We start from the raw sequence: 25,606 nt of genomic DNA, 5'->3' as shown, positions 1-25,606 counted from the left end.
TTAAACTATTTAAGGAGTAAATCTAACTTATTAATAGAGAATCTAGTTTAATATTAATGTCAAATAGTCGCATTAAAAAACCCCAAAGGTTTTAAAAACCTTTGGGGTAGTTATATAACAACTAAGAAAAGAACTAGTCTCTAGTTAATTTCTTGTAACGTATTCTTTTAGGAGCGTGATCACCTAAACGTTTTTTCTTATTCTCTTCATATTCTGTAAAACTACCTTCAAAAGAATAGATTTGAGAATCTCCTTCAAATGCAATGATATGCGTACAAACTCTATCTAAGAACCATCTATCATGCGATATAATTACTGCACAACCAGCAAAGTTATCAAGACCTTCTTCTAGTGCTCTCAAAGTGTTTACATCTAGATCGTTTGTAGGCTCATCAAGAAGTAAAACATTTCCTTCTTCTTTAAGCGTCATGGCTAGGTGTAAACGGTTGCGCTCTCCACCAGAAAGCGTTGCTACCTTTTTGTTTTGCTCACTACCTGAGAAATTAAAACGACTTAAATATGCTCTAGAATTAACCATTTTACCACCCATCATGATCATGTCCTGACCATCAGAAAAGTTTTCCCAAATAGATTTATTTGCATCTATATTAGAGTGCGATTGATCTACATAAGCCAGTTGTACTGTTTCTCCTACAGTAAAAGAACCTTTGTCTGGTTGTTCTTGATCCATGATCATTTTGAAAATGGTCGTTTTACCAGCACCGTTAGGTCCTATAATACCTACTATACCATTTTGTGGTAATACAAAGTTCAAGTCTTCATAAAGCAATTTATCGCCAAAGGCTTTACTCACTCCATTTGCCTCAATAACATTTGTACCTAAACGTGGTCCATTAGGAATATAGATCTCTAGCTTTTCTTCTTTAACTTTTTGATCTTCATTTAAAAGCTTATCATAATTACTTAGACGTGCTTTTTGTTTCGTCTGGCGACCTTTAGCTCCCTGACGCACCCAGTCCAGTTCTCGTTTAAGAGTTTTTTGTCTTTTAGACTCTGACTTTTCTTCTTTTGCAAGACGGTCTCCTTTTTGCTCTAACCAGCTAGAATAATTCCCTTTCCATGGAATACCTTCTCCACGGTCCAGTTCTAGAATCCATCCTGCTACGTTATCTAAGAAATATCTATCGTGAGTTACCGCAATTACAGTTCCTTTATATTGAGCAAGGTGTTGTTCTAACCATAATACAGATTCTGCATCAAGGTGGTTAGTAGGCTCATCCAGTAATAGAATTTCTGGTTGTTGTAATAATAATCTACAAAGTGCTACACGACGTCGTTCACCACCAGACAGGTTTTTAATTTCTGCATCTCCAGGTGGAGTACGCAATGCATCCATGGCTATTTCTAGTTTAGTATCTAGTTCCCATGCGTTTAATGCATCTATTTTATCTTGAAGAACAGCCTGACGATTCATCAGTTTCTCCATTTTATCTGCATCAGTATAAACCTCTTCTAGACCGAAGTCGTCGTTGATTTTATTATACTCATCTAGTACAGCAACAGTCTCTGCCACACCTTCACGTACTATTTCCATTACGGTTTTAGTCTCGTCTAGTTGTGGTTCTTGTTCTAGATAACCTACATTATAACCTGGCAAGAAATTAATATCACCTTGATAGTTCTTTTCTATCCCAGCGATAATCTTCATCAGTGTAGATTTACCAGAACCGTTCAGTCCTAGAATACCTATTTTTGCACCATAGAAAAAACTAAGGTGAATATTTTTTAAAACTTGTTTTCCAGTACTTTGATAGGTCTTTGAAAGACCTGACATGGAAAAAATTACTTGTTTATCGTCGCTCATTTGATGTGCTTTTTTCTTGTAATATTTTATGTAATTGGGTTAAGGAATTGTCTTGATATCGCTTTCGCGAAAGCGTAACCGCATCCATCCCTTTAGATTTAATATAAAGACCTTTTTCAGAAAGATCCAGTTGTTCTAATTCTTTAAAGGTAAAACCAAAAGTTTTTCTACCTATTAATTTTACCGTAATCGATTTAAGACTGTAAGAAACAGAATTGCGTGTGGTAAAACCATCAAAATTAAGAAAGTAAAATAAAGTTACTGCTATAAGTGCTGTTATAGAACTGTACATTCTTAAGTCATTAAAGAAGAATACCGCAGCGCAAATAAGCATTATAAAGGCTAGCCCTAATATAACTTTATGACGCAAGGTGTTTAAATCTTTAAAATGAATAACTTCTCTCACCTACACTCTACCTTTAAGTGCATTAAAAACCCAGGCTATTGCAAAGAAACCTAGTCCTATTGCTGCAAAACCAAATCCTACATCTGTATAACGGTATGCGCCTAATGCTATTAAACCTATTCCTATAATTATCATGACTAACGTAGCCCAACCTAATACCCCATTCTTGTTCAATGCCATAGTTCAAAATTAGTTTGCAAATATACACAGTAAACTAAAGCTTTAGGCCTTTTAAGCAATCGTTAAACGGTACTTTATATGGATAGATAGAAATACCTTAAACTTGTTTTGAGGTTTTATTAGAAATGTAGATGTAAAATAAATTTACCAGCTACCACCAGCACCACCGCCGCCAAAACCACCGCCGCCGAAGCCGCCAAAACCACCACCGCCAAAGCCACCTGAAGAACCACCACCGAAGCTACCGCCGCCAAAACCGCCGCGCCCCATATTACTTAAAATAATAATGTCGAGTAATGAACCACCAGAACCACCTCTACCTCCATTATTGTCATTTCCTTTGTTTTTAACATTCATAATAATGAAAAATAAAAACACTGCAAATATTAACAAAACACTCCATGGAAATGGTTGTCCACTGCCAGCTGTACCTTGAAACTCGCCTTGTAGGGTTTCAAAAATAGCGTCTGCACCTAGGTTTAAACCGTTGTAATAATTGCTATTCTTAAAATTAGGAATTAAAACTCTATTTACTATACGCTCTGCATCTCTATCTGACATTATAGATTCTATACCATAACCTGTATTGATATCTACCTGTCTATCATTTATAGCTAGAATGAGTAATATACCATTATCCTTTCCTTTCTGACCTATACCCCATTCTTGTCCCCATCTAGCGCCTAAACGATCTAGCTCTTCACCATTTGATGATTTTATGGTTGCAAAAACTAGTTGAGTAGATGTGGTGTCTGCATAGCGTTTCAGTTTATTATTGAGAGATGTTCTTTGAACAGGTGTAAGCACCTGGCCAGCATCATAAACATATGGTGTTTGTGAACTGCTACCTGGCTTTGCTGGAATGGTGAATTGTCCAAAAGCAAGATTTGAAAATCCTATGAATACGATTAAGATTTGGAATAAATACCTCATTAACTTACAGATATTTCGTCAGGCAATTCATTAACATCATTTACATCCCATGGAAAATAGGTCGCAAGTTTTTCACCCACGAGCTCTATTCCTTGAACAAGTCCGTTTTGGAATTCGCTTTCGCGAAAGCGAGACAATACAACATCTCTAACAGACGTCCAGAAGTCATCACCTACTCTAGCGTGTATTCCTTTATCACCTATGAGGGCAAATTTCTTATCATCCACGGCTACATAGAAAAGAATTCCATTCTCTTCTTTAGTATTATCCATTTTTAATAAATGAAACAATTCTTGTGCGCGAGTGATAGGCTCATCACAGTGCGATTCTAGATGCACACGTATCTCACCACTAGTTAGCGACTCTGCTTTACGTATGGCATCTACTATTGCTTTTTCTTGTGATGCTGTAAGGAAATCTTCTACTTTAACTGACATGATTAATCGTCGCCAAATAAGTCACCTACATCTGGAGCTTTTTCTGAACCTGCGTCTGCCTGATAGAATCCTGAAGGATTAAAATCAAAAATGCCTGCTAGTAAATTACCAGGGAATTTTTTAATGTGAATATTATAAGATCCTACAGCGCCATTATAGCGATTGCGCTCTACGTTAATGCGGTTTTCTGTGCGCTCTAATTCATTGATCAATTCAAAGAAATTTTCATTTGCTTTTAAATCTGGATAGTTCTCATAAGTAGCAAGTAATCTTCCTAAACCAGAACTTACCTGACTCTGCGCCTGTGAGAATGCCGCAAGGTTTTCTTCAGTAAGATTAGTTGCGTCTACATCTATAGCTACTTGAGTAGCTTTAGCTCTTGCTTCTATAACACCTATTAAAGTTTCCTGCTCAAACTCTGCATATTTCTTAGCTGTAGAAACAATGTTAGGAATTAAGTCGTTACGACGTTGATAACTACTCTCTACATTTGCCCATGCGCCGCCTACACCTTCACTTAAACTTACTGCACTATTGTACCAGTAAATACCATAAATAACTATTAATCCTAGTATTATTCCAGCTAGACCTAATCCACCACCTATTTTTTGCATCTATATATTTTTTAATTCTTTTGTTAATTCTAAAATCAAAGTTACATGAAAATTAGAAATCTGTTTTTCTTAAATAGTTAAGTCAGTATTTTTAGGTTGTAAACTTTGTAAATACTCTGGCGTTTTTAACAGTCTAGAACCGTACCAAGAGAACAACTCACCATCTACCACCTTAAAATCTGGTGTAACGTTAGGTTTTATAAGGTCTTGAGACGGTGCTGTTAGAAAGGCTAGTTTCATCTCAGCAATATCGTCTGTAGTAAATGGATAAGGTTCTGAAGATAAGAAAACAGCATCTGGCTGTAACTTAATCATCGCCTCCATATCAAGTTCTGGATATCTGGTAAGTTCTTGAGCCGCATTAGAAAAACCTGCTCTTGCCAGCATGTCATTAATAAATGTACCTGTACCGACTGCCATGTATGGCTTTTTCCAGATAAGGTAAAGAGCTTTATGATTTACTTCTGGCTTAGGCAATGTTTTAAATGCGCTAGAAATATTGCGTATCAGGGATTTTGCTTTAAACTTAGTTCCTGTTATTTCTCCTACATCTGCTATCATCTCTAGAGCTTGTTCTAGAGTGTCAATGTCAGAAACATAGGTAGGTGCTATGTGATCACAAAATTCAACGATCTTCTGATTATTTTCTTCTCTATTACAAATAATAAGATCTGGCTGTAATTCTATAATGCGAGATTCTACTATTTTTTTAGTTCCACCTACTACGGTTTTCTCATCTATTAATCCTGCTGGGTGTATGCAGTAACGAGTCACACCTACCAGCCTGTCTGCTAGACCTAAGTCTATAAGTAATTCTGTCTGAGATGGTACTAGTGATATAATACGTTGTGGTAGCTGATCTAACTCGATCATTCTACCTAATTGATCTGGTATTTTACAAAACATTAATCTAGTGCATTTTTAGTTACCCATAATTTGTATCCAAAAATTGCCATTTGCAATTTACTTGCTTTAGCTAGATCTAATCGCTTTTTTGTAAAGCTGGGTAAAACCGCTTTATTTAATCGAGCTAGTATTTTGAACACATCTTTCTTCATACACCAAATGTAAGGTTTTGTAAGCCTTTACTTAAGTATTAAATAGTAAAACCCATTCTAAAGGCTAGAATGGGTTTTACAGGTAATCCAAATGAAGTTTTAATTACTTAAACGGCACCATGCTTATAGATGGCGAGTCTGATCCTTCTTTAAAGACAATTTTTAATTCTTTATAGCCAGCAGTAGATTGATATGCATATTGAGAACCATCGATATCAAACTTTAATTTCACTAAGCGATCGTTTTTCATGCGATGTGTTTTTAGTTTAAAAGTATGCCCAGCATCTTCAAGTCTTTCTCTCAGCTTTTCAAAACGCTCTTCTGACATATCATCAAAGTGGAATTCTGATTCGATATTATCGCTTGGGTAAACATAAACAACATTTGTATCTCCATACCCAACTCTACTTACTCTTTTAGAACCTATCTTTTCCAGCAATTCTGCACGTCTCGCTTCTTTGATTTCTGTCTTTTTATTAATTAAAGAATCTCTTCTTTGCTGGTATTGTGACCTTCTTCCTTCTTTAACTTCTGTCCTTATACTTATTAAGGAATCTCTACGAGCAGCATAGCCAGCTTTCATTTCTTCGCGTTTTTGAAGCATTTCTTGTTTTTTAGACATTATCAAGGCTTGACGATTATCCATATCAGCATTTTTAGTGGTAATAAGAACGACACCATTTGTTGCTTTCTCACCATAAAGAGAAGTAGCTTCTTTATTTTTAAGAACAGAAACACTCTCAATAAGCTTAGGGTCGATAAGATTTGCAATTTCTGCATTGGTCTCTTTTCCATTAACTATCATTAAAGCTGAATTTTCACCTAGATCTAACTTTTCAATACTGACGTTTTTTGTTATAGTAGTAGAAACACCGTTCTTACTCGTGTGCACAGTTTTTGGAGAATCAAAATAGATAACATTTAAAGAGTCCAAATGAACGTTTTTCAATCGTGCTTGTATCATATTCTTAAGAGAATCTATATCATTAAACTGAAATGAATCACTGTTTAACAAGCTATCTATATTTTTGCCATTAGTAGATTCCATCATTGAAAAAATAACTGCATTCCTTGCTTCTTCTCGAGCAATCAGCTCTTCCATTTGTGCTATTGTTATTAAGCTGTCACCACTTTTCACTAAAGAATCAGAATCTGATGTATACGTGTAAGATGAGGTAATGGTAGAATAAGAGTTTTTATTTGCTACACCTGTACAGTCTCCCATACTCCACGACTTAGAATCTCCCTCAATCTCTCCTTTTACACAAATGGATTTTATACCACTTGTAGCACTGTATTCCTGAGAACCTTTGTAACCGTTATTGTCATCTATAGAAATCTTGATTCTTACTATTTTCCCTCTTTTGATTTTTAACTTACTGTAATTAAAATCTACATTGTATTCTTTCTTTAAATAAGTCTTCTTTTCATCAAGATATTCTTTTGTAGAAGTAGGTTCTATTGAGAAGTTTATGGTGTGGTCAAAATCTATAATAGGATCTTCACTCCACAGTTCTTGTGCTATTCCTATCTCTTCTTCTGAAGTAGTTGTTGCATTTTCAATTGTATCAATAATAGAGGATTCATCATTATTATTTGTGACAGAATCCATTTGTAGAGCATTTTCATTTTTAACATACTCTATTTCTTCCACCACATTAAAACTGTAGAGAAAAAGTACGATAACTGGTAGTATCAACGCATATTTATAGGCATTCCAGTTGGCAGACGCTTCTTTTTGTAACATAACAATTCGTTTTTTGATGAATGGTGTGAAAAAATTATTAGCCAGTGCTGGTTGCATATGACTTGCAGCAGCACTTAATAAAGTGCGCTCGTAGCTTATTCCTGTAGTGTTTTTAACTTTGGCTTTTGAGTCGGCAATAAATTCTAGGTTTTCACCTATCTGTCTCTTTAACAACCACACTAGTGGATTGATCCAGAATAGGGCTTTAAAAAGATGCGACGCAATTAAATCTATAGAATGCCACTCTCTAGCGTGGACTTTCTCGTGTTCTAGAATTAAATCTAGTTCTGGCGATTGCTGGTCTGACGTAGAGTAACATATATAGTTAAAGAAACTGAAAGGTGTCAGCTTTCGCGAAAGCGTAACTATAACAAACTTACCAGATCTCTTTTTATCACCAGAGCTTATTAAGCTGCGCAGAGAACTTAATTCTACTATCATTTTACCTATAAAAAATATAGAAATAGCGACGTATAGATAAAAGAATAGCATGGCATAGTCAAAGGCTACTGCAGTTTCTTCTACAGTAGGCTGCTGTAAAACAGATGCCATAGGTGTCGCTAGTTGTTGGGGCAAATAGACCACTTGTTCTGGTTGCTCTACATAAACGGTTTGGGTAATTTCTACTAGCGGAAACAATATACTTGCTGCTATACCTGCCAGTAAAAACCATCTGTTTGCGTTAAAAAATGTAAGCCTGCGTAGTAAGAAATGATAAACAAGTACAAATATGCTAAGTACTCCAGCGCTTTTTAAAAGATATTCTATAGCTGTTTCCATCTTATTTTTCTTTAGATTCTATCATTTCTAAAATCTCTCTCAACTCTGTCGCGCTTATTTTCTCTTCTTTAGCAAAAAAGGAAACCATGTTTTTATAAGAGTCGTTAAAGTAACTAGTCATGGCATTATTTACAAACTTGTTGCGATAGTCATCTTTTTTTATCACTGGAAAATAACGATGTGTTTTACCGAATGCCTCATAACCCACATACTTCTTCTCTTCTAGCTTGCGCACAATAGTAGAAACCGTATTATAATGATTAGTCCCTTTTAAATGAGGTACTATTTCTTTTACAAAGGCTTTTTCTAGATGCCAAAGCGCCTGCATTACCTCTTCTTCTTTTTGCGTTAATTTTTCCATTTCTATATGATTTACTTTGAAACTACTTTTATTGATGAAACAAACATATAACTATTGTTATAGTTATCAAACTATTTATGTAGTTATTAAACTAATCGCATAGTTAATTGTTGTTATTGACTGTTTATTTTTCTTTTAACAACTTACAATTCCTTTAACTTTGCATTAAAATCAAGTATCGTGCGCATAGACATTATAACCGTATTACCAGAATTAATAAGAAGTCCCTTTGAAGCATCCATTTTAAAACGTGGTATAGAAAAAGGTCTTGTAGAAGTGCACATGCATGATTTAAGAAAATACGGACTTAATAAATACAATCAAGTAGACGACTATCAATATGGTGGTGGCGCTGGTATGGTAATGATGATTGAGCCACTGGATAAATTAATACATGAGCTTAAAGAAGGTCGTGAATATGACGAGGTTATCTATATGACACCAGATGGTGTGACTCTTAATCAAGGAATGGCAAACCATTTATCCCTTAAAGAGAACATCATGATTATTTGTGGTCATTATAAAGGAATCGATCAACGTGTGAGAGATCTTTATATTACCAGAGAGATTTCTATAGGTGATTATGTACTGTCTGGTGGTGAGTTAGGTGCAGCCGTTTTATGCGATGCATTGATAAGATTAATTCCTGGCGTGATTAGTGATGAGACTAGTGCATTAACCGATAGTTTTCAAGATGGTTTACTTGCTCCACCGGTTTACACGCGTCCTGCCGATTATAAAGGACATAAAGTGCCGGATATTTTATTAAGCGGTCATTTAAAAGCGATAGAAGAATGGAGAGAAGAAAAAGCCTTTGAAAGAACACGTGAACGAAGACCTGACCTTTTAAATGAGGATTAGTATCAAAAATCGGTTAAAAAGTTTTAACTTTACGATACAATATTATTATGAATAGAATTTTACTCTTTATTTTATTAAGCGTTTTTACGTTATCACAGAGCACTGCTACTTTGCAAAAAGACAGTAATGACTCTACTATTACTGTGAAAACAGATAAGGAAAAAGAAAAATTAACCGTTCTTACTAATCCTGTAAAGGATGGCTATTTAAAAATAACTTTTACTAGTGCTCAAAGTAATGATATTACTCTTACTATAATTAACTCTCTAGGAAAACAAGTATATAATGCAAAAAGAGGTGTAAACAGCGATGTACAAACCTTTGATGTATCTAAGCTTACTGCTGGTATATACTTCTTAAGAGTGAGTACTTCTTCTTCTAACTTTGTGAAAAAGCTGATCATACGATAATTGATATTTAAAAACTCTTGTTTTTATTTGTCAGTTTATAACAAGTTTGTATTTTTGCAGCTCGTAAAAATTAACCTCTGACGATAATCGTGCATGTTATTCATTACTCAATCTAATTAATTCCTATTTACATGGAAAAGTTAATAAAATTCGTACAAGACGAATTCGTAGAAAAAAAAGATTTACCTAAATTCTCAGCTGGAGATACTATCACTGTATACTATGAGATTAAAGAAGGTGAAAAAAGTCGTACTCAGTTCTTCCGTGGAGTTGTTCTTCAATTAAGAGGTACTGGAGCTACAAAAACTTTTACAATTAGAAAAATGTCTGGTAACATAGGTGTAGAGCGTATCTTCCCATTAAACTTACCAGCTATTCAGAAAATCGAAGTGAACAAGTATGGAGCTGTACGTAGAAAGCGTATCTTCTACTTCAGAGAACTTACTGGAAAGAAAGCACGTATCAAAGAAGCGCGCAGAAAGTAATCTTTCTACCATATATATTAAAAAGCTGTCCACATCGGGCAGCTTTTTTTTGTGTAATAAATTCAAATATAGAAATCTTATCGCCAATTTTAACTGTGGCAAGATGCTGTTATACTCTAAAACAAACCATCTATTTAATTTATTCTCACGGTAAAAAACCTATATAATCACACATCGATAATATATATAGAATTAAACCGCTCTTATTTTCAAATTAATAAAATAAAGGTATTTAATTTATCAATTTCGCAATCCAGTTTACTATGCTAAGGATAAGCTAAATCTGTTTTAAAAACCTAGTCAAAACCTTATATTTGTGTACCGCATATTTACATCGCAAACGATTGAATATGCTACATTAATTTTTAACCTTAACCCTATACAACATGGCAGATCAACCTAAGATCATATATACAAAAACAGATGAAGCACCAGCACTAGCAACTGCTTCTTTCTTACCTATCATTAAAAAATTTATCGCTCCTGCAGGAATTGATATTGAGACTAGAGATATCTCACTTGCTGGTAGAATACTTGCTGTTTTCCCAGAAAGATTAAAGGAAGATCAAAAACACGATAACGCTCTAGCAGAATTAGGTGACCTAGTTAAGCAACCTGATGCTAATGTTATCAAATTGCCTAACATATCTGCATCGGTACCTCAACTTAACGATGCTATAGAAGAACTGCAGGCAAAAGGATATGATATTCCTAACTATCCTGAAGATCCACAAACTGACGAGGAGAAAGATGCTAAGTCTCGTTATGATAAAATAAAAGGTAGTGCGGTAAATCCAGTATTACGTGAAGGAAACTCTGACCGTCGCGCTCCTAAGCCAGTGAAGCAATACGCAAGAAATAATCCACACTCTATGGGTGCCTGGAGTAGTGATTCTAAATCTCATGTTTCTACTATGACAGCAGGGGATTTTGCACACAATGAAAAAAGTTTTACAACTAGCAAAGCTACTACTGTAAATATACAATTGGTAGATAAAGCAAACAGAACTCACGTACTTAAAGAAGGCCTTGAATTATTAGAAGGCGAGATTCTAGATGGTACCTTTATGAGTAAAGATGCTTTAATAGAATTTCTAGAAGAACAAATAGATGACTCTTTAGAGAAAGATATACTTTTCTCTCTACACATGAAAGCAACTATGATGAAGGTCTCTGACCCTATCATCTTTGGTCACGCAGTAAAAGTATTCTTCAAGCCGTTGTTTGAAAAATATGCTACAGTATTCAATAAATTAGGAGTTGACGTAAATAATGGATTTGGTGATCTATTAAGTAAACTTCATGAATTACCTGAATTAGAAAGAGAAGAGATTCAAGACGAAATACGTAAAGTATTAGAACACAGACCATCTCTTGCTATGGTAAATAGTGACCATGGTATTACTAACCTACACGTACCTAGTGATGTAATTATTGATGCTTCTATGCCAGCAATGATTAGAAACTCTGGTCAGATGTGGAATAAAGAAGGTAAGTCTCAAGATACTAAAGCCGTTATTCCAGATAGCTCTTATGCTGGTATTTATGACGCAACTATCGAATTTTGTAAAAAGAACGGTGCATTTGACCCTGTAACTATGGGAACAGTACCTAACGTAGGGCTTATGGCTCAAAAAGCTGAAGAATACGGTTCTCATGATAAGACGTTTGAAATAGGTTACGGTGGTAAAGTACAAGTAGTAGACGCAGATGGTACTGTATACCTAGAGCACGATGTAGAGGCTGGAGATATATGGAGAGCATGCCAGACTAAGGACGCACCTATACAAGACTGGGTAAAGCTAGCTGTTTCTAGAGCTCGCGCGACTAATGATCCTGCTATTTTCTGGTTAGATGAAAATAGAGCTCACGATGCTGAAATCATTAAAAAAGTAAATCTTTATCTTAAAGATCACGATACAGAAGGACTAGACATAACTATCGCATCTCCTATTAAAGCAACAGAGCGTACTTTAAGAAGAATGAAAGATGGTGAAAACACAATCTCTGTAACTGGTAATGTATTAAGAGATTATAATACAGATTTATTCCCTATTCTAGAAGTAGGTACTAGTGCAAAAATGCTTTCTATCGTACCATTAATGAATGGTGGTGGTCTTTTTGAAACTGGTGCTGGTGGTAGTGCTCCTAAGCACGTACAGCAGTTTGAACAAGAAAATCACTTACGTTGGGATTCTTTAGGAGAATTTCTTGCACTAGCGGTTTCTTTAGAACACCTTGCTATTTCTAATAAAAATGAAAAAGCACAAATTATTGCTGACGCACTAGATAGAGCCACTGAAAAATTCTTAACTAATAGAAAATCTCCATCTCGTAAAGTAAACGAGCTAGATAATAGAGGTTCTCATTATTACCTTGCAACTTACTGGGCACAAGAACTAGCAGACCAAGATCTAGACGAAGAACTTGCTGCACAATTCTCTCCTCTTGCAAATAAACTTGTTGAGAATGAAGAAACGATTACAAGTGAGTTAATCGCTGTACAAGGAAAACCTATGGACATAGGTGGTTATTACTTACCTAATTCAGAAAAAGAAGAAGCTGCAATGAGACCTAGTGCTACATTAAATGCTATCATAGACTAATTATAAAAGTATAAAAGCTTTTTTAATTATCAGTTTTAAAAATCCTCAAGCTTTGCTTGAGGATTTTTTTTATCTCTCGATATGACAATTCAGTAATCTATTTATACAAGTCAGGTAATTATTAAATATCAAAGCTACTCCATACATTTATATTTGATAAAAAATCTACCAACATGGAAAACCACTACACCACGTTATATTACACTTTAATGTACATACATTTAATCACGGTAATCCCATGTGTATTTATAGGCGCCTACCTTCTACTATTCAGTAAAGGGACTACCTGGCACAGAAATTTAGGTAAGTATTACATGATCTCTATGATGGTAACCGCGATAGTTTCTCTTCTTATGCCTGCCATGGTAGGACCGCAATTCTTAAACCACTTTGGTTACATTCACTTATTCAGCCTTCTTACTCTATGGTCGGTTCCTACTGCCTACATCGCAATTAGAAAAGGACAGGTTAAAAAGCATAAATTAAAAATGGTTTTTCTTTACATAGGTGCATTAATCATAGCAGGCGGCTTTACATTCATACCTGGTCGTTTTATGTACGAAGCCTTTTTTGGGTAGTATGATTTTGTGGATCTCGCTTTCGCGAAAGCGGAATAAACATCATTATCCTATTAAAAATACTGCCCTATCCCAAAGACAAAACCCTGCGTAGCGTCAGGCGTGACTCCTACACCATAATCTATTCTAAAAATAGTATTGAAGATACGTTTATGAATAAAACGCAAACCTATACCTGGATATACTCTTATGTTTTGAGACTCACCAAAATCGGTTAATTCTCCTCCTGGATTTCTCCACGTCCCAGCATCTACAAAGGCATTTCCTTGCAGTACAAACCAGTCCTTATCTATAAAAGAATGACGGTATTCTGTATTTAAAACTATAGCCGCCGTACCTCTATCGATGGTATTACCGACACCGCGTATATTCAAATTATTATCTACCGCAAATGGCGCAAAAGGAGAATCGTCATTAGTAGAAAAACCTACTCTTAAACGATTTGCCCAGTTACCACGCTCTCCTATTCTATGAAAATAGGTGAAATCATTTCGCCATATAGTAAAACTAGGCAACGCACTATCAGAACTATCTACATATTGTAAATTAAAGAGACTCTTAAATCCTTCATGATACTGGTAGTAACTATTTACACCATTGTATTCATAAATTAACTTAGCTAAAAATTTACTTACCTCTAAGTTTTGTGGGACCGCAGTAGATGTGGCACCACTTAAATAAGTGTATTTCTCAGTAAAGGTGCTCAACGCTATTTCGGCACGATGATTTAAACTTAACTGATGTAAAACACCAGCGGTAAAAGAGACATTATTATATTTATACTGCGCTACCTGATTATTAAAAAAAACAGGCTCTTCAGTTGTGAGCGATTGCGCCATAAAGGATAATCCCCACTTTTTATTAATTAAATAAGGTGCTCTTATATTAAGACCATAAGAATCAAAGATGTCTTTTTGATAAAAAATACCTACGGCTACACCTTTGCCAAATGTATTGAACTCGGTAACACCTAATCGGTAAGCTACCTCATCTTCATCTGTGGTATAAAAATTAAAATATGGGATAATGGTAAAATTCTCTTGTACACCGTAAACTATTTTATAATCACTATCTACTTTATGCACTTGATAATAAGCATGTGCAATCCCAGCTTCACGTTTTAATCTTATAATATCATTTTCTAATAGTGTGCTATCTAGTTGCTGTCCTATCTTTAAATTAATGATAGATTTTATATAAGGTGTTTTAGTCTTTTTATTATCCTGTATTACTATTTCTTGGATAGTCTGACTATAAGAAAAGACACTTACCACTAGCATCGCTAGAGTGATAAATGTCTTAAATTCTTTATGAAACAATGTTTCTATTTTTAAAGTACAAGTCGCAAACCTAAATTAAAAGTCTCTCCTAGTCCTGTATTATTACCTCTTACAAAGTTAGTATAAAGTGTCTCTACATTAAGCTCTTTAGTTAATTGATATTTAATACCACCACCTAATGCCGTAAAATCCTGTTCAAAATTATTTCCTAAATCGATACGTTGTGAGTGTTGTGCTAGTGCGAGAATAGTAAATTTAGAAGACGGGAAATAACTCAAGAATATACCTGGTGTTAAGTTTAAACTATTATTTGCAAAACTACCATCTACTTGTACGCCATCGCTATTAAACTCTGCATCTTTACCTAAGCTGAATTCAGAATTCAACTCAGCAAATATTTGCCAGTCTTTACTTGGGAAAGTGTAATCGTAGAAAAATCTATTCTGAATACGGAAACTTTTCTGAGCTAGAAAAACACCATCCTTTACCTCATCTTTAACGAGCGGTATAAACACAGAACTCTGAATAGAAAAATTATTTATAGATTCAAAAGGAACGAATTTTACAGAAGGTGCAAATGCAGTAAGACCAGATGCTCGCTCACCTTCTATATTCTGAAAACGTAAAGTTTCTAACGGCCATTTATCTCTTATTACATTACTACGCAATTCTAGAATTACACCTACATTCCATTTCTTATTATTACCTACTCCGGTATATGCCTCTAGAGTAGAAGTAAAAAATGTCTGTCTTGCTTCTCTCCCATCACTGAAGGTACTTTCTGTCTGAGTATAAAGGTTATTGAACCACTTTATATCATATTGTCCTTTACCTATCAACTTTGATGGTGTTAGTGTCTGTATTACAGACCCTTCTTCTTCACTACTCTCTTGTGCCTGTACATTTACACATAAAGAAATTACAAATGCTGCAAGCAGCCATAAGTTGGTTGTTTGAATTTTCATGGTTTTATTTTTTATTGATTTTCCAGTTATATGGGTAATATGTGATTTTTGTTTTAGCGGCAAAAGGCTCTTTTCTATACTTATTTATAAAATCTAGAGTTTTGCCATCTTGCTCAAAGTCTGCCTTGTACCATTCAAATATTTGAGATACTGCTACTTTCTTACCTGGCTTTATAAATTTATCGTTATTAATTGCAAGCTTAGTCTGTTGCTCTAATTGTGCATTTAGTGTAGCCGGCAAATAAGCCTTAGATATTAGAGGTGGACAACCTACAGCGCCACAAACTAATACAAAATGAAATCTTGCATCCTTAAATTTTGCACGCAGCATCTTATTCTCAATATCATTTAAAGTAATGTTCTCACCAGCGATGGAGTACTTTGTCTTATCAAAAAAACCAGACTTATCTAGTGGCGAAGAAATAGGATAATTATCTACCAGACCTTTTATTACATGTAGATTATAAGCATTAATCCAGAATGCTTGAAAATCACTCGCACTAGATGTCTTAACTCTTATCTCCTGAGATAAAGAAACTAATTGATCTAATTCACTTCTATCAGCATGTATAGCGCTATAATCTACTTTACCACTTTTTACATGTTTCCCTAAAAAGGAATCTAGTTTATTGTGAAAAGAACTTAAATTCTGTGCGGTTCCCGTACTTGCTATGAGCAGTATTATTAAGAAACTATATAGTTGATTTTTCATGTTTTTAATTTTTATCAAAATTAGACTTGTTTGTTATAATTAGCGTTCTTTAAGTTATCATTTAAACTTCAAGTATTATCACAAGAGTATAACAGTTAGTTACCACCTTACTTATAACGTTAGATTACACTGCAAACATAGTTTCATATACCGGTTGCTATTTGACATATTATGCCTTTACGATGCTATATTTTTCCCGTTTAATGGTTTATGACTATGTAATTTTAAGATACACGCTTTCGCGAAAGCGAGAACAACACTATCAATATCACATATTAAGACATAAAAAAAAGGGAAACACCACTAGAGCATTTCCCTTTTATTTTAAAGCTTAAAAATCCTAAACTATTCTGTAGCTGCAGGATACCAGTCTAGAAGAGTTACCTCTATATCACTGTTGGTATCATTAATCATTTGTTTAAATTTTTCTACATCTTGAAAACCGTCTGTACCGCGGTAGTGATATGGCACTACTTCTTTAGGCTGAAATTCTAAAACAGCATTTGCCGCCTGATCTATGTCCATAGTGTATGGTAAATTCATACATACAAAAGCTTTGTCTATATTTTTCAAAGCTCTCATTTCTGGAATATCTTCCGTATCGCCAGATATATAGATACGGTATCCGTTTTTCTCTAGCACATATCCATTACCTCTACCTTTTACATGTTTATCTAATCGACCTTCAGTAAGGTTATACATAGGTATCGCTTCTATAGTTAATTCATTAACCGTAGTAGTATCACCATTATTAAGTACAAATGCAACCTGATCTTCTTTAATCTTTTCATTTACAGCGCTAGGCACAACTAGCTCTGTACCGTCAGTTCTTACTGCCGCTAGAGTTTCTGCATTGAGATGATCTCCATGTATATCTGTTACTAGAACAAGGTCTGCGGCAGGCATTCCTTCAAAGGCAGCAGCGCCACCTATTGGGTCTATATAAATAATTTGCCCATTCCAGTCCAGTACAAATGTAGCGTGTGATACAGGTGTCACTTTTACATCATTAGTCTTAACAGCATCCTTCATATCTACTTGCTCCATCGTAGAAGTTGCGTCTTCTATAATTGTTTCTTCCTTGTTTTCTTTACAAGAGATTGCCATTATAGAAACAGCTGTTAATGTGATCCATACTTTTTTCATCGTTTCTTTTTTTAAGTAAATCAAATTTAAGAACAGTACAATTGGTTTTACATAAAAAAAACTAAAATGATTGATTCAACAACTAACACTTTAAGATTAAGTAAGATAAACACATTCTATAAACCTTAAATTAAAATGAATAACCATTCTATAACTTTAAACAGGGCGATCGATAACAAATTTGTAAAACAAGCTTCATCTTGAGTTCTCATGTTTTAAATCAGTTAAAAATAAATTTGGCCAACTAAAAAACAACTAATAAAATGAAAACAAAATCTTTACTTTTTGCTGCTGCAGGAATAATAGGACTAACAGCATGTAATGATGACGATAATCAAGCTATCAATCCACAAGCTGAAAACGTAGAATTAAGAGCACACTCAATTACACCTAATTTCTTAAAAACTACTTCAGATTTTTCTTCTGTAAATGTTTACCCTATACTTTCCAGTGAAGATCAACTAACAGAAACTCCAGAATTTGTTTACGGTTCTATGGCAGACGGTCTAGGATTAATTTATAATGCAGACCAGCAAGACTACACTCTAATTAACAATATAGAAGCTGACTATTCTATAGCACGTATAACATTAGATAACACATTTAAACCAGTTGCTGGAGAATATATATTAAATGAAGAAGCAACAGGTTCTACAGCACAATGCTCTGGTTCTTTAATTACAGTAGATGAGCATGGTTTCGGTCCTCTTTACCTTTCTGGTGGAGAATGGGGTGGCGCATCAAAAGGTGTTTTTGCAACTGAAATCACTAAACACACTTCTTCTAGAATGTTTCCAGAAATGCTTACCGCAATGGGACAGTGGAGTACAGAAAACGCAGTAGCAATAGGTAAAGATGCTTATGATGATAAAACTGTAGTATTTATAGGTGATGACCACTCAGATAACAACACACCATCTGGACAGTTAGGTATGTATGTAGGTGATCGTGGTGATTTATACAATGGTAGTGTTTATGGTTTAAAAGTAGATACTGCAGGCATCAACTTTGAGATGGATATGATAGAAGGACAGTCATATGACGCTTCTTTTGTTGAATTAACAGAAAAAAACATAGACCTACTAGATGCTGAGGCAAAAACTAAAGGCGTTATGGGCTTTTCTAGACTAGAAGACATAGACTGGAGACGTGGCGATGACGGTAATCAAAGAGAAATTTACTTTGCAGTAACTGGACGTAAACAAGACGCTCTAGTAGGTAAAGGTTCTTTATACGGTCGTGTATATAAGGTAGAATTAAATGAAACTGATCCTACTGGACCTGCAAAAATTACTTGCGTTTTAGATGGTGATAAAATAGGTGGCGCTGCATGGGGTTTCCATAGTCCAGATAACATTCTTGTGACAGAGAACTATGCTTATATTCAAGAAGATCCTAATGGTTATTTTGATGATGCTGTAAGAAATCACTACGCTAGATTATATCAATATAATTTAAACACTGGTGAACTTAAAGTAGTCTTAGAATGTGACCAGGTTAGTGCAACTGCAGCAGGAATAGGTAGTGAAACAAGTGTATGGGAAATAACTGGAATGATAGACGTATCTGAACAGGTAGGAATAGACGGTACTTTTATGGTAGTTACCCAAAATCACGGTTGGGAGCCTGCAGACGGTAGTTCTTTTTCTGACCCTAATGCGGTAACTAACGTTGCTAGCAGTAGAAAAGAAGGTAGTATGTTATATGTTCTAACTGGATTAGATAGATAAGATGACACTATTTTACTTAAATGTAATAAAGAAGACCTGCTTTACCGCAGGTCTTCTCTTATTAATGATATCTTGTAAACAAGAGTCACCTCAATACGTTACACAAGTAGAGCTGCAGCCTTCTTTACAACTGCAAGAACTATTTATCAATGACCTTACCACGTGCAACAGTTATATAGATTCTCTTAAATCAACGACTCATACAGACAGCTTAAAATTCTATTTTAAAAAAGCGCGTGTAGAGTTTAAAAAGATGGAACCTATTCTATCTTTTCAAGATTTAAATAATTATAATTTTTTAAACTCTCCTAATATTGTTAAAGTAGAAGAAGAAGATCTTACTGATATAAAAATCAGCAACCCTAGTAGCTTTCAGACACTAGAAGAAAACATCTTTAGCGATGCTCCAGACGTTGCATCTATTCATAATACAGCTGCTAAATTACAGTCTAGATTACAGGTTCTAATAAGAAATACCGACATAAAATTTTTTAAACCTTACCACGTTTTATGGTTGATACGTAAACAGTTTATACGCACCGCGACTACTGGGGTAACCGGTTTTGACTCTCCTGTTTTAGAAAACAGTTTGATGGATGCTGTTACCGCTTTCGCGAAAGCGGAACAAATATTAAACCTCTATGATCATAACTTTAAAAACGACCAATTAAAAAGAACCTGGAAGCAAAAATTTCAAGATTCAAAAGAATTCCTAGAAGCTAGTAACTTTGAGGAATTTAATAGGTATGAATTCATAAAACTACACATAGATCCTATGTTGGTATTATGGAACAAAACCGCAAAAGACTGGCAGGTGCAATTCCCTTTACAAATGGCCATTGATAATAACGCCACTAGCTTATTCTCTAAAGAAGCTCTCTCTATAGATTATTTTGCAGGGCATAAAGTAACACCATTAACAGAGGATAAAATAGCTTTAGGAAAACGTCTTTTTAATGATAATCAATTATCTACTTCTAAAGAAATAAGCTGTGCCACTTGCCATAAAAGTGATATCGCTTTTACTGACGGACTAGCCATACCCAAAGGTCTTACTCGCAATAGCCCTAGCCTCACCTACAGCTCTTATCAACAAGATTTTTTCTATGATAAAAGAGCCGGTAGTCTAGAAGGACAAATAGTATCTGTTATTAATAATACACAAGAATTTCATTCAGATTTAAAACGCTTTACAGAGCATATTAATGAAGATGCAGAATACATAACAGCCTTTAAAACCGCTTACAACACTACTATCGATCAAAATACGGTAAGAACAGCTATCGCAAATTATGTGCGCAGCCTTAATTATTGGAATTCAAAATGGGATCGCAATATCAGAAATGAGGTCAATACGCTTACCTATTCAGAAATTAATGGTTTTAACCTCTTTAATGGTAAAGCAAAATGTGCTACCTGTCATTTTGCCCCTGTATTTAACGGCACCGTTCCACCAGATTTTATGGAAACTGAAATAGAGCATCTAGGTGTACCTACAAAATCTGTGACCGAAAATGCTGTTATTGATGAAGATCTAGGAAGATTTAATGTCTATAAAACAGAGAATAGAAAACACTTCTTTAAAACACCTAGCCTTAGAAATGTAGCTATTACTGGACCATATATGCATAATGGAGCATACAACACTCTAGAAGAGGTTATTGAATTTTACGATCTAGGTGGCGGTTATGGAATAGGCATTACAGATCAAGAATACCAGACACTCCCGACAGACCCATTGAACTTAACAGATCAGGAAAAAACAGATCTTATCAACTTCATGAATACACTGACTGACGAAGAGTTTTTAAAAGAATCCTACACCACTAAGTAGATCTAACTTATTCAAGAAGCGCAGTTTAAAAAATTGCGCTTCTTTTCTATCACTTCAAAAAAAAGTAAACAGCTATATATAAAAGTATGCCGACTATAAGCGCTATTATAGAACGCCATATATATTTCTTCTTTAAATCCTCGAGCAGTAACACACCTAATTCTGAAGATCTATCTCTCCTCTCCATCTTTTGAAACTCTTTTCTAAAAGACGACAGATTCCTTAAAACATAAAGCAACCAGAAAACAATTAAAAAAACCGGTAAAAACATAAACTGCCATTCTTCAATAAGCGTAGTAGATTGCATCATATTATGGAAGATCATTAACTAGAGTAGCAAGTGCTTTACCTACCTGATTTGGGTAACCATACTTAGGCGCAGCCTCACAAATATGAATATATCTAGGTAATCGATTTGATTGTTTAATTATTTCATTAATCATACTTCGCATTTCCTGAAAAGAATATCCCACAGGTGATTGCGCACTAGATGGAAAATTTGCAACGGCATCCATGTCTACTTCTAGAGCAAAATAATCAGAATCTATATGCTGTAACGCCATTTTTACTTCTGCATTCACATCCACATGTTGATGATTAAACTTACTGTAATCGATAACATAATTATTACTAATTAGATCAATCATGGGCTGGCTCAAATAATTCTCTTGAATCCCTATCATAAAATAAGATTTCAAATGTCCTTCTTGAATCGCGTGACTAAAACCATTACCACTATGCCTTCCTTTTGCTGCTCTCAAATCTGTATGTGCATCTATATTGATACAGTCTATAGGTCTTGTATAACCACAAGCTCTCAACAAGGGATAACAATTATTATGTCCTCCACCTATCACCACTGGTATTTTACCAGCTTCTATAATTTTTAATGCAATTTCACTCACACGTTGATCCAGCACCTGTACAAGGTGACTTAATTCCAGCCTATCATCATGTAGGGAAGAATCTAGACCAGCAGCTCGTGACATAAGATCTTCGGTATTCACGTTTCCTAAAACGCAAAATCTACTCACAGCATTTAAAGATGTATTCTGTAAACCTAGAAAGGAATTTAAAAAAGAAGACCATGCCTCACTCGCTCCTGCTCTACCTAAATTTGCTCGCACTCCTATATCTTCAGGTATTCCTATTATGATATAGTTAGCTTTTAAATCAGCTAGATTTTCTAAATCATCACTGATTTCTATTTCTTGAGCATAAATTCTAGAAGTATCTTCTAATTCAGAAACACCTTCTTCATTAAGGTCAAATCGCTTAGAAACATATTGATCTAAATTTTCTCTGGTAAATAACTCAAAATGCGACTTCATAGACTTTAAATAAATTCACCATCAACAACTACCTGATCAATAATCACCTGACCAAAGTTATAAGGTATAGCAGCAATACCATCTATATTTTTAAACACCATTAAATTAGCTCTTTTACCTATCGTTATACTACCCAACTCATCATGAACTTCTAGCGCATGTGCTGCATTTACAGTCAGCGCATTAAAAGCACGTTGTGGTGTCATTCTCATTTTAATACAAGCAAGAGAAAAAACAAAGTTCAAATTACCTGATGGTGTACTACCAGGGTTATAATCACTCGCAAGAGAAACAGCTACATTTTGATCAATCATTTCGTTCACTGGAGCATAATCTAACCCCAAAAAAAATGAACAACTAGGTAAAGCTGTGGCAATAGTCTTTGCCCCAGATAACGCAGTAAAGTCTTCATTTCCCATTACTTCTAGATGGTCTACACTTACCGCACCTGCTTTAACAGCTGCATCTATAGCACCTAATGATGTGAACTGATTCACATGTACCTTAGATTTAAGACCATAAGCACTACCTGCTTCTATAATACGCAACATTTCATCTACAGTAAAATAATTCTTTTCACAAAACACATCTACATAATCTGCCAGTTGCTCCTCAGCTATTTTAGGCAGCATTTCTTCAATTATCAACTTAATATATTCTTCACGATTTTCTTTGTATTTGACTGGAAAAGCGTGTGCTCCCAAGAATGTAGCTTTAATAGGTATGATACAATTATTACTAGTACCACTTTTTTTCAATCGTGATACGACTCTTAAAATTTTTAATTCACTTTCTACACTTAAGCCATAACCACTTTTAATCTCTATGGCAGTTGTTCCTTGCGCCACTACATTATCCAGCCTCAGGCGTGCTTGTTCATAAAGCTCATCTTCCGTCATTTTCTCTAACGATGCAGCACTATTTAAAATCCCTCCACCGCGAGCAGCTATTTCTTCATAAGTAAGACCATGGATTCTATCCTCAAATTCTCGCTCGCGTGTAGCTGCAAAAACTAAATGGGTATGACTATCCACATATCCAGGTGTGATGATTTTATCCGTACAATCATAAACCTCTTCTGCAGGATGTGGTAAAAAGTCGTCCATGCTCCCATAATCCTTAATTAAACCATCTTCTAGCCATAAATAAGCATTTTTAATAGACGGTAAATCATCCATCTCTTTCCCTCTTAATGGTTCAGTAGTTGATTTTCTAACTTGGACTAATTCTTTGATATTTGTAAATAGTATACTCATACTGTGAAGATAATTAACTCTTCAAGAAATCAAGGAATATTCTACCAGCTTTTATTTGCAATTATTTCAATTATATATTTCACTTTTAATTTACATTTAGCAAGAACTATCTTATTAATTTCGGCAACATGAAAGAAAAACACAACCATAACTACCTCTGTGTTCACGCAGGTCAGCTTAAAGATGACGTTTACGGTGGTGCAACTGCTCCTATATACACCTCAACTGCTTATGATTACCGCGGCGAGGGAACAAATTTATACCCACGATATTTCAATACGCCTAATCAGATTGCATTAGGTAAAAAAATGGCCGCTCTAGAGAATACTGAAGCTGGTATGATATTCGGTAGCGGTATGGCAGCTATCAGTGCCGTTTTCTTAGCGTTTCTTAAAACAGGTGATCACGTAATTATTCAACGTGCTATTTATGGTGGTACTGCACATTTCATATCAGCCGAATTTAAAAATCTCGGCATAGAGTACACCATGATAGAACATGTAGATCAACAGAGTTTAGATGCTAGCAAGCAGCCTAACACAAAAATGATCTATATGGAGACACCTAGTAATCCTTTGTTAGAAGTTACAGACATGGATTTGGTTTCCGCTTTCGCGAAAGCGAACTCCTTAACAAGTGTTATAGATAATACTTTTGCCTCACCTATTAACCAGAATCCTGCAGATTTTGGAATCGACATAATCATACATAGTGCTACTAAATATTTAGGCGGTCACAGCGATATTTGCGCCGGTACCGTTAGTTGCAGTCAGGTAAACATGGATAGAGTATGGAATACTGCAAAAAATTATGGTGGTAGTTTAAGCGATCAAACTGTGTGGCTTTTAGAACGCAGCATAAAAACTCTTGCTTTGAGAGTTAAAAAACAATCCAAAAACGCTAAGAAAATTGCTAAGTTCTTAGAAAAACATCCAGATATTAAAACGGTTAATTATCCTGGTTTAAAATCTCATCCACAATATCAACTGGCCAAAAAGCAAATGAGAGCATTTGGTGGTATGATGTCTTTTGAGCTGAAAAACCATATAAATCAAACTGAGTTTTTAGAAAATCTCAACATTATATTCCCAGCACTTAGCCTTGCAGGTGTAGAAAGTACAATTCTAGCCCCTAGCACAACATCTCACAGTTTATTAACTCCACAAGAAAGGTCAGAACAAGGCATTTCAGATAAATTACTTAGGTTTTCTGTAGGTATTGAAGAGGTAGATATTCTTATTGAAGATTTAGAAGGAGCCATGGAAAAGAGTCGTAAAAAAAAATAATATGAAATTAGACATACTTGCCATAGGCGCACATCCAGATGATATAGAATTAAGCTGTTCTGGTGTACTACTTAAAGAACAGTCTTTAGGAAAAAAAACAGGAGTACTAGACCTAACAAGAGGTGAATTAGGCTCAAGAGGTAGCGCTGAAATAAGAGATCAAGAAGCTGCTGTTGCTGCAAAAATCCTTAAACTATCAGTTAGAGAAAATCTAGCCTTCAAAGATGGTTTCTTTACAAATGATGAAGCACACCAATTAGAGATTATCAAAATAATTAGAAAGTACCGTCCAGAAATCATACTCTGTAACGCTGTTAAAGACAGGCATCCTGATCATGCTAAAGGTTCTGAATTAACAAGTGTCAGCTGTTTTCTATCCGGATTAAAAAGAATAGAAACTACATTAGATGGTATAGCACAAGAACACTGGAGACCTAAGCATGTCTATCATTATATTCAGTGGTTAGATATAGAGCCTGATTTTGTAGTTGACATATCTGGATTCATGGATCAAAAAATGGCATCGGTTCAAGCTTATGGAACACAATTTTTTAATCCCAATGATAGTGGACCTAAAACACCTATCAACTCAAAGAACTTTTTAGATTCTATAATGTATCGCAGCGCAAATTTCGGTAGGCTTATAGGTACTGAATATGCAGAAGGCTTTACATCTGAAAGACATCCTGCAGTGAATAGTATTTTTGATTTGAAATAATTTTAAAAAAAAACAAGAAATTCGTTCACAGTATTAAGAATTATATTAAATTTGCATCCGCTAAACG

The 25,606-nt window shown here is 34.9% G+C and carries 25 protein-coding genes; 9 read left to right on the top strand and 16 right to left on the bottom strand.

All coding sequences use genetic code 11. The features are described from left to right. Positions 1-133: 133 nt before the first annotated feature. The 10 genes from ettA to ACJJVJ_RS14475 form a co-directional block, all read right to left on the bottom strand. Entirely contained in the window at positions 134-1,825 is a 1,692-nt protein-coding gene (gene ettA / locus ACJJVJ_RS14520) for an energy-dependent translational throttle protein EttA (RefSeq protein WP_104516630.1), read from the bottom strand. Beyond that, entirely contained in the window at positions 1,812-2,231 is a 420-nt protein-coding gene (locus ACJJVJ_RS14515; protein WP_104516631.1) for a hypothetical protein, read from the bottom strand. The genes ettA and ACJJVJ_RS14515 overlap by 14 nt, the downstream gene beginning before the upstream one ends. Continuing rightward, positions 2,232-2,411: a CAL67264 family membrane protein gene (locus ACJJVJ_RS14510; protein ID WP_104516632.1), complete on the bottom strand. Its 180-nt coding sequence runs from the start codon at positions 2,409-2,411 to the stop codon at positions 2,232-2,234. 144 nt (positions 2,412-2,555) lie between these two features. Further along, the gene (locus tag ACJJVJ_RS14505) at positions 2,556-3,344 is read right to left on the bottom strand and encodes a TPM domain-containing protein (protein ID WP_405371135.1); all 789 of its coding nucleotides are present in this window, start codon (positions 3,342-3,344) and stop codon (positions 2,556-2,558) included. Next, a complete protein-coding gene (locus ACJJVJ_RS14500; protein WP_104516634.1) occupies positions 3,344-3,781 on the bottom strand; it encodes a TPM domain-containing protein in 438 nt (145 codons plus the stop codon). The genes ACJJVJ_RS14505 and ACJJVJ_RS14500 overlap by 1 nt, the downstream gene beginning before the upstream one ends. A gap of 2 nt (positions 3,782-3,783) precedes the next feature. Further along, a complete protein-coding gene (locus ACJJVJ_RS14495) occupies positions 3,784-4,395 on the bottom strand; it encodes a LemA family protein (protein WP_104516635.1) in 612 nt (203 codons plus the stop codon). 69 nt (positions 4,396-4,464) lie between these two features. Beyond that, positions 4,465-5,301: an ABC transporter substrate-binding protein gene (locus tag ACJJVJ_RS14490; protein ID WP_405371134.1), complete on the bottom strand. Its 837-nt coding sequence runs from the start codon at positions 5,299-5,301 to the stop codon at positions 4,465-4,467. Continuing rightward, positions 5,301-5,453, bottom strand: a complete 153-nt coding sequence (locus ACJJVJ_RS14485) for an SsrA-binding protein (RefSeq protein WP_104516637.1) — start codon at positions 5,451-5,453, stop codon at positions 5,301-5,303. The genes ACJJVJ_RS14490 and ACJJVJ_RS14485 overlap by 1 nt, the downstream gene beginning before the upstream one ends. Before the next feature lie 103 nt (positions 5,454-5,556). Next, positions 5,557-7,980, bottom strand: coding sequence for a M56 family metallopeptidase (locus ACJJVJ_RS14480; protein WP_405371133.1), 2,424 nt, complete (start codon positions 7,978-7,980; stop codon positions 5,557-5,559). A gap of 1 nt (position 7,981) precedes the next feature. Then, a complete protein-coding gene (locus ACJJVJ_RS14475; RefSeq protein WP_405371132.1) occupies positions 7,982-8,341 on the bottom strand; it encodes a BlaI/MecI/CopY family transcriptional regulator in 360 nt (119 codons plus the stop codon). 180 nt (positions 8,342-8,521) lie between these two features. On the opposite strand from ACJJVJ_RS14475, the gene trmD reads away from it, so the two are divergent. From trmD to ACJJVJ_RS14450, 5 genes are all read left to right on the top strand, one after another. Then, positions 8,522-9,202: a tRNA (guanosine(37)-N1)-methyltransferase TrmD gene (trmD, locus tag ACJJVJ_RS14470; protein WP_348116903.1), complete on the top strand. Its 681-nt coding sequence runs from the start codon at positions 8,522-8,524 to the stop codon at positions 9,200-9,202. Between the two features lie 47 nt (positions 9,203-9,249). Continuing rightward, positions 9,250-9,612, top strand: a complete 363-nt coding sequence (locus ACJJVJ_RS14465; RefSeq protein ID WP_405371131.1) for a T9SS type A sorting domain-containing protein — start codon at positions 9,250-9,252, stop codon at positions 9,610-9,612. Positions 9,613-9,743: 131 nt separating this feature from the next. Then, positions 9,744-10,097: a 50S ribosomal protein L19 gene (rplS, locus tag ACJJVJ_RS14460; protein ID WP_104516642.1), complete on the top strand. Its 354-nt coding sequence runs from the start codon at positions 9,744-9,746 to the stop codon at positions 10,095-10,097. Between the two features lie 386 nt (positions 10,098-10,483). Continuing rightward, positions 10,484-12,703: an NADP-dependent isocitrate dehydrogenase gene (locus ACJJVJ_RS14455; protein ID WP_405371130.1), complete on the top strand. Its 2,220-nt coding sequence runs from the start codon at positions 10,484-10,486 to the stop codon at positions 12,701-12,703. A gap of 173 nt (positions 12,704-12,876) precedes the next feature. Next, a complete protein-coding gene (locus ACJJVJ_RS14450; RefSeq protein ID WP_405371129.1) occupies positions 12,877-13,281 on the top strand; it encodes a DUF2306 domain-containing protein in 405 nt (134 codons plus the stop codon). Positions 13,282-13,334: 53 nt separating this feature from the next. On the opposite strand, the gene ACJJVJ_RS14445 is transcribed toward ACJJVJ_RS14450, so the two are convergent. From ACJJVJ_RS14445 to ACJJVJ_RS14430, 4 genes are all read right to left on the bottom strand, one after another. Continuing rightward, entirely contained in the window at positions 13,335-14,600 is a 1,266-nt protein-coding gene (locus tag ACJJVJ_RS14445) for an outer membrane protein assembly factor (RefSeq protein WP_405371128.1), read from the bottom strand. 11 nt (positions 14,601-14,611) lie between these two features. Then, a complete protein-coding gene (locus tag ACJJVJ_RS14440; protein ID WP_405371127.1) occupies positions 14,612-15,526 on the bottom strand; it encodes a hypothetical protein in 915 nt (304 codons plus the stop codon). A gap of 4 nt (positions 15,527-15,530) precedes the next feature. Next, on the bottom strand, positions 15,531-16,238 hold the full coding sequence (locus ACJJVJ_RS14435) for a DUF547 domain-containing protein (RefSeq protein WP_405371126.1): 708 nt from the start codon (positions 16,236-16,238) through the stop codon (positions 15,531-15,533). Between the two features lie 345 nt (positions 16,239-16,583). Continuing rightward, positions 16,584-17,384: an MBL fold metallo-hydrolase gene (locus ACJJVJ_RS14430; RefSeq protein WP_405371125.1), complete on the bottom strand. Its 801-nt coding sequence runs from the start codon at positions 17,382-17,384 to the stop codon at positions 16,584-16,586. A 263-nt stretch (positions 17,385-17,647) separates the two neighbouring features. On the opposite strand from ACJJVJ_RS14430, the gene ACJJVJ_RS14425 reads away from it, so the two are divergent. Both ACJJVJ_RS14425 and ACJJVJ_RS14420 read left to right on the top strand, forming a co-directional pair. Next, on the top strand, positions 17,648-19,114 hold the full coding sequence (locus tag ACJJVJ_RS14425) for an alkaline phosphatase PhoX (RefSeq protein ID WP_405371124.1): 1,467 nt from the start codon (positions 17,648-17,650) through the stop codon (positions 19,112-19,114). 1 nt (position 19,115) lies between these two features. Then, on the top strand, positions 19,116-20,948 hold the full coding sequence (locus ACJJVJ_RS14420) for a cytochrome-c peroxidase (RefSeq protein WP_405371123.1): 1,833 nt from the start codon (positions 19,116-19,118) through the stop codon (positions 20,946-20,948). 311 nt (positions 20,949-21,259) lie between these two features. Here ACJJVJ_RS14420 and ACJJVJ_RS14415 read toward each other — a convergent pair whose 3' ends face one another. Then, the gene (locus ACJJVJ_RS14415) at positions 21,260-22,279 is read right to left on the bottom strand and encodes a formimidoylglutamase (RefSeq protein ID WP_405371122.1); all 1,020 of its coding nucleotides are present in this window, start codon (positions 22,277-22,279) and stop codon (positions 21,260-21,262) included. 5 nt (positions 22,280-22,284) lie between these two features. Further along, positions 22,285-23,535, bottom strand: coding sequence for an imidazolonepropionase (hutI, locus tag ACJJVJ_RS14410; RefSeq protein WP_405371121.1), 1,251 nt, complete (start codon positions 23,533-23,535; stop codon positions 22,285-22,287). Between the two features lie 128 nt (positions 23,536-23,663). On the opposite strand from hutI, the gene ACJJVJ_RS14405 reads away from it, so the two are divergent. Both ACJJVJ_RS14405 and bshB1 read left to right on the top strand, forming a co-directional pair. Next, positions 23,664-24,821, top strand: a complete 1,158-nt coding sequence (locus tag ACJJVJ_RS14405; protein WP_405371120.1) for a trans-sulfuration enzyme family protein — start codon at positions 23,664-23,666, stop codon at positions 24,819-24,821. Between the two features lies 1 nt (position 24,822). Continuing rightward, positions 24,823-25,539, top strand: a complete 717-nt coding sequence (gene bshB1, locus ACJJVJ_RS14400) for a bacillithiol biosynthesis deacetylase BshB1 (protein WP_405371119.1) — start codon at positions 24,823-24,825, stop codon at positions 25,537-25,539. Positions 25,540-25,606: the final 67 nt, after the last annotated feature.

The organism is Nonlabens sp. Asnod2-A12 (genome assembly GCF_045063745.1).
Taxonomy (GTDB): Bacteria; Bacteroidota; Bacteroidia; order Flavobacteriales; family Flavobacteriaceae; genus Nonlabens; species Nonlabens xylanidelens.
Note: the sequence above shows the minus strand (reverse complement) of the source record. Positions and strands in the feature narration are given on the sequence as shown.

Excerpts from the sequence above, each read along its gene's own strand:
- ettA (WP_104516630.1), bottom strand. The coding sequence starts at position 1,825 with ATGAGCGACGATAAACAAGTAATTTTTTCCATGTCAGGTCTTTCAAAG.
- ACJJVJ_RS14510 (WP_104516632.1), bottom strand. The coding sequence starts at position 2,411 with ATGGCATTGAACAAGAATGGGGTATTAGGTTGGGCTACGTTAGTCATG.
- ACJJVJ_RS14505 (WP_405371135.1), bottom strand. The coding sequence starts at position 3,344 with ATGAGGTATTTATTCCAAATCTTAATCGTATTCATAGGATTTTCAAAT.
- ACJJVJ_RS14500 (WP_104516634.1), bottom strand. The coding sequence starts at position 3,781 with ATGTCAGTTAAAGTAGAAGATTTCCTTACAGCATCACAAGAAAAAGCA.
- ACJJVJ_RS14495 (WP_104516635.1), bottom strand. The coding sequence starts at position 4,395 with ATGCAAAAAATAGGTGGTGGATTAGGTCTAGCTGGAATAATACTAGGA.
- ACJJVJ_RS14490 (WP_405371134.1), bottom strand. The coding sequence starts at position 5,301 with ATGTTTTGTAAAATACCAGATCAATTAGGTAGAATGATCGAGTTAGAT.
- ACJJVJ_RS14485 (WP_104516637.1), bottom strand. The coding sequence starts at position 5,453 with ATGAAGAAAGATGTGTTCAAAATACTAGCTCGATTAAATAAAGCGGTT.
- ACJJVJ_RS14480 (WP_405371133.1), bottom strand. The coding sequence starts at position 7,980 with ATGGAAACAGCTATAGAATATCTTTTAAAAAGCGCTGGAGTACTTAGC.
- ACJJVJ_RS14475 (WP_405371132.1), bottom strand. The coding sequence starts at position 8,341 with ATGGAAAAATTAACGCAAAAAGAAGAAGAGGTAATGCAGGCGCTTTGG.
- ACJJVJ_RS14465 (WP_405371131.1), top strand. The coding sequence starts at position 9,250 with ATGAATAGAATTTTACTCTTTATTTTATTAAGCGTTTTTACGTTATCA.
- rplS (WP_104516642.1), top strand. The coding sequence starts at position 9,744 with ATGGAAAAGTTAATAAAATTCGTACAAGACGAATTCGTAGAAAAAAAA.
- ACJJVJ_RS14455 (WP_405371130.1), top strand. The coding sequence starts at position 10,484 with ATGGCAGATCAACCTAAGATCATATATACAAAAACAGATGAAGCACCA.
- ACJJVJ_RS14450 (WP_405371129.1), top strand. The coding sequence starts at position 12,877 with ATGGAAAACCACTACACCACGTTATATTACACTTTAATGTACATACAT.
- ACJJVJ_RS14440 (WP_405371127.1), bottom strand. The coding sequence starts at position 15,526 with ATGAAAATTCAAACAACCAACTTATGGCTGCTTGCAGCATTTGTAATT.
- ACJJVJ_RS14435 (WP_405371126.1), bottom strand. The coding sequence starts at position 16,238 with ATGAAAAATCAACTATATAGTTTCTTAATAATACTGCTCATAGCAAGT.
- ACJJVJ_RS14430 (WP_405371125.1), bottom strand. The coding sequence starts at position 17,384 with ATGAAAAAAGTATGGATCACATTAACAGCTGTTTCTATAATGGCAATC.
- ACJJVJ_RS14425 (WP_405371124.1), top strand. The coding sequence starts at position 17,648 with ATGAAAACAAAATCTTTACTTTTTGCTGCTGCAGGAATAATAGGACTA.
- ACJJVJ_RS14420 (WP_405371123.1), top strand. The coding sequence starts at position 19,116 with ATGACACTATTTTACTTAAATGTAATAAAGAAGACCTGCTTTACCGCA.
- ACJJVJ_RS14415 (WP_405371122.1), bottom strand. The coding sequence starts at position 22,279 with ATGAAGTCGCATTTTGAGTTATTTACCAGAGAAAATTTAGATCAATAT.
- hutI (WP_405371121.1), bottom strand. The coding sequence starts at position 23,535 with ATGAGTATACTATTTACAAATATCAAAGAATTAGTCCAAGTTAGAAAA.
- ACJJVJ_RS14405 (WP_405371120.1), top strand. The coding sequence starts at position 23,664 with ATGAAAGAAAAACACAACCATAACTACCTCTGTGTTCACGCAGGTCAG.
- bshB1 (WP_405371119.1), top strand. The coding sequence starts at position 24,823 with ATGAAATTAGACATACTTGCCATAGGCGCACATCCAGATGATATAGAA.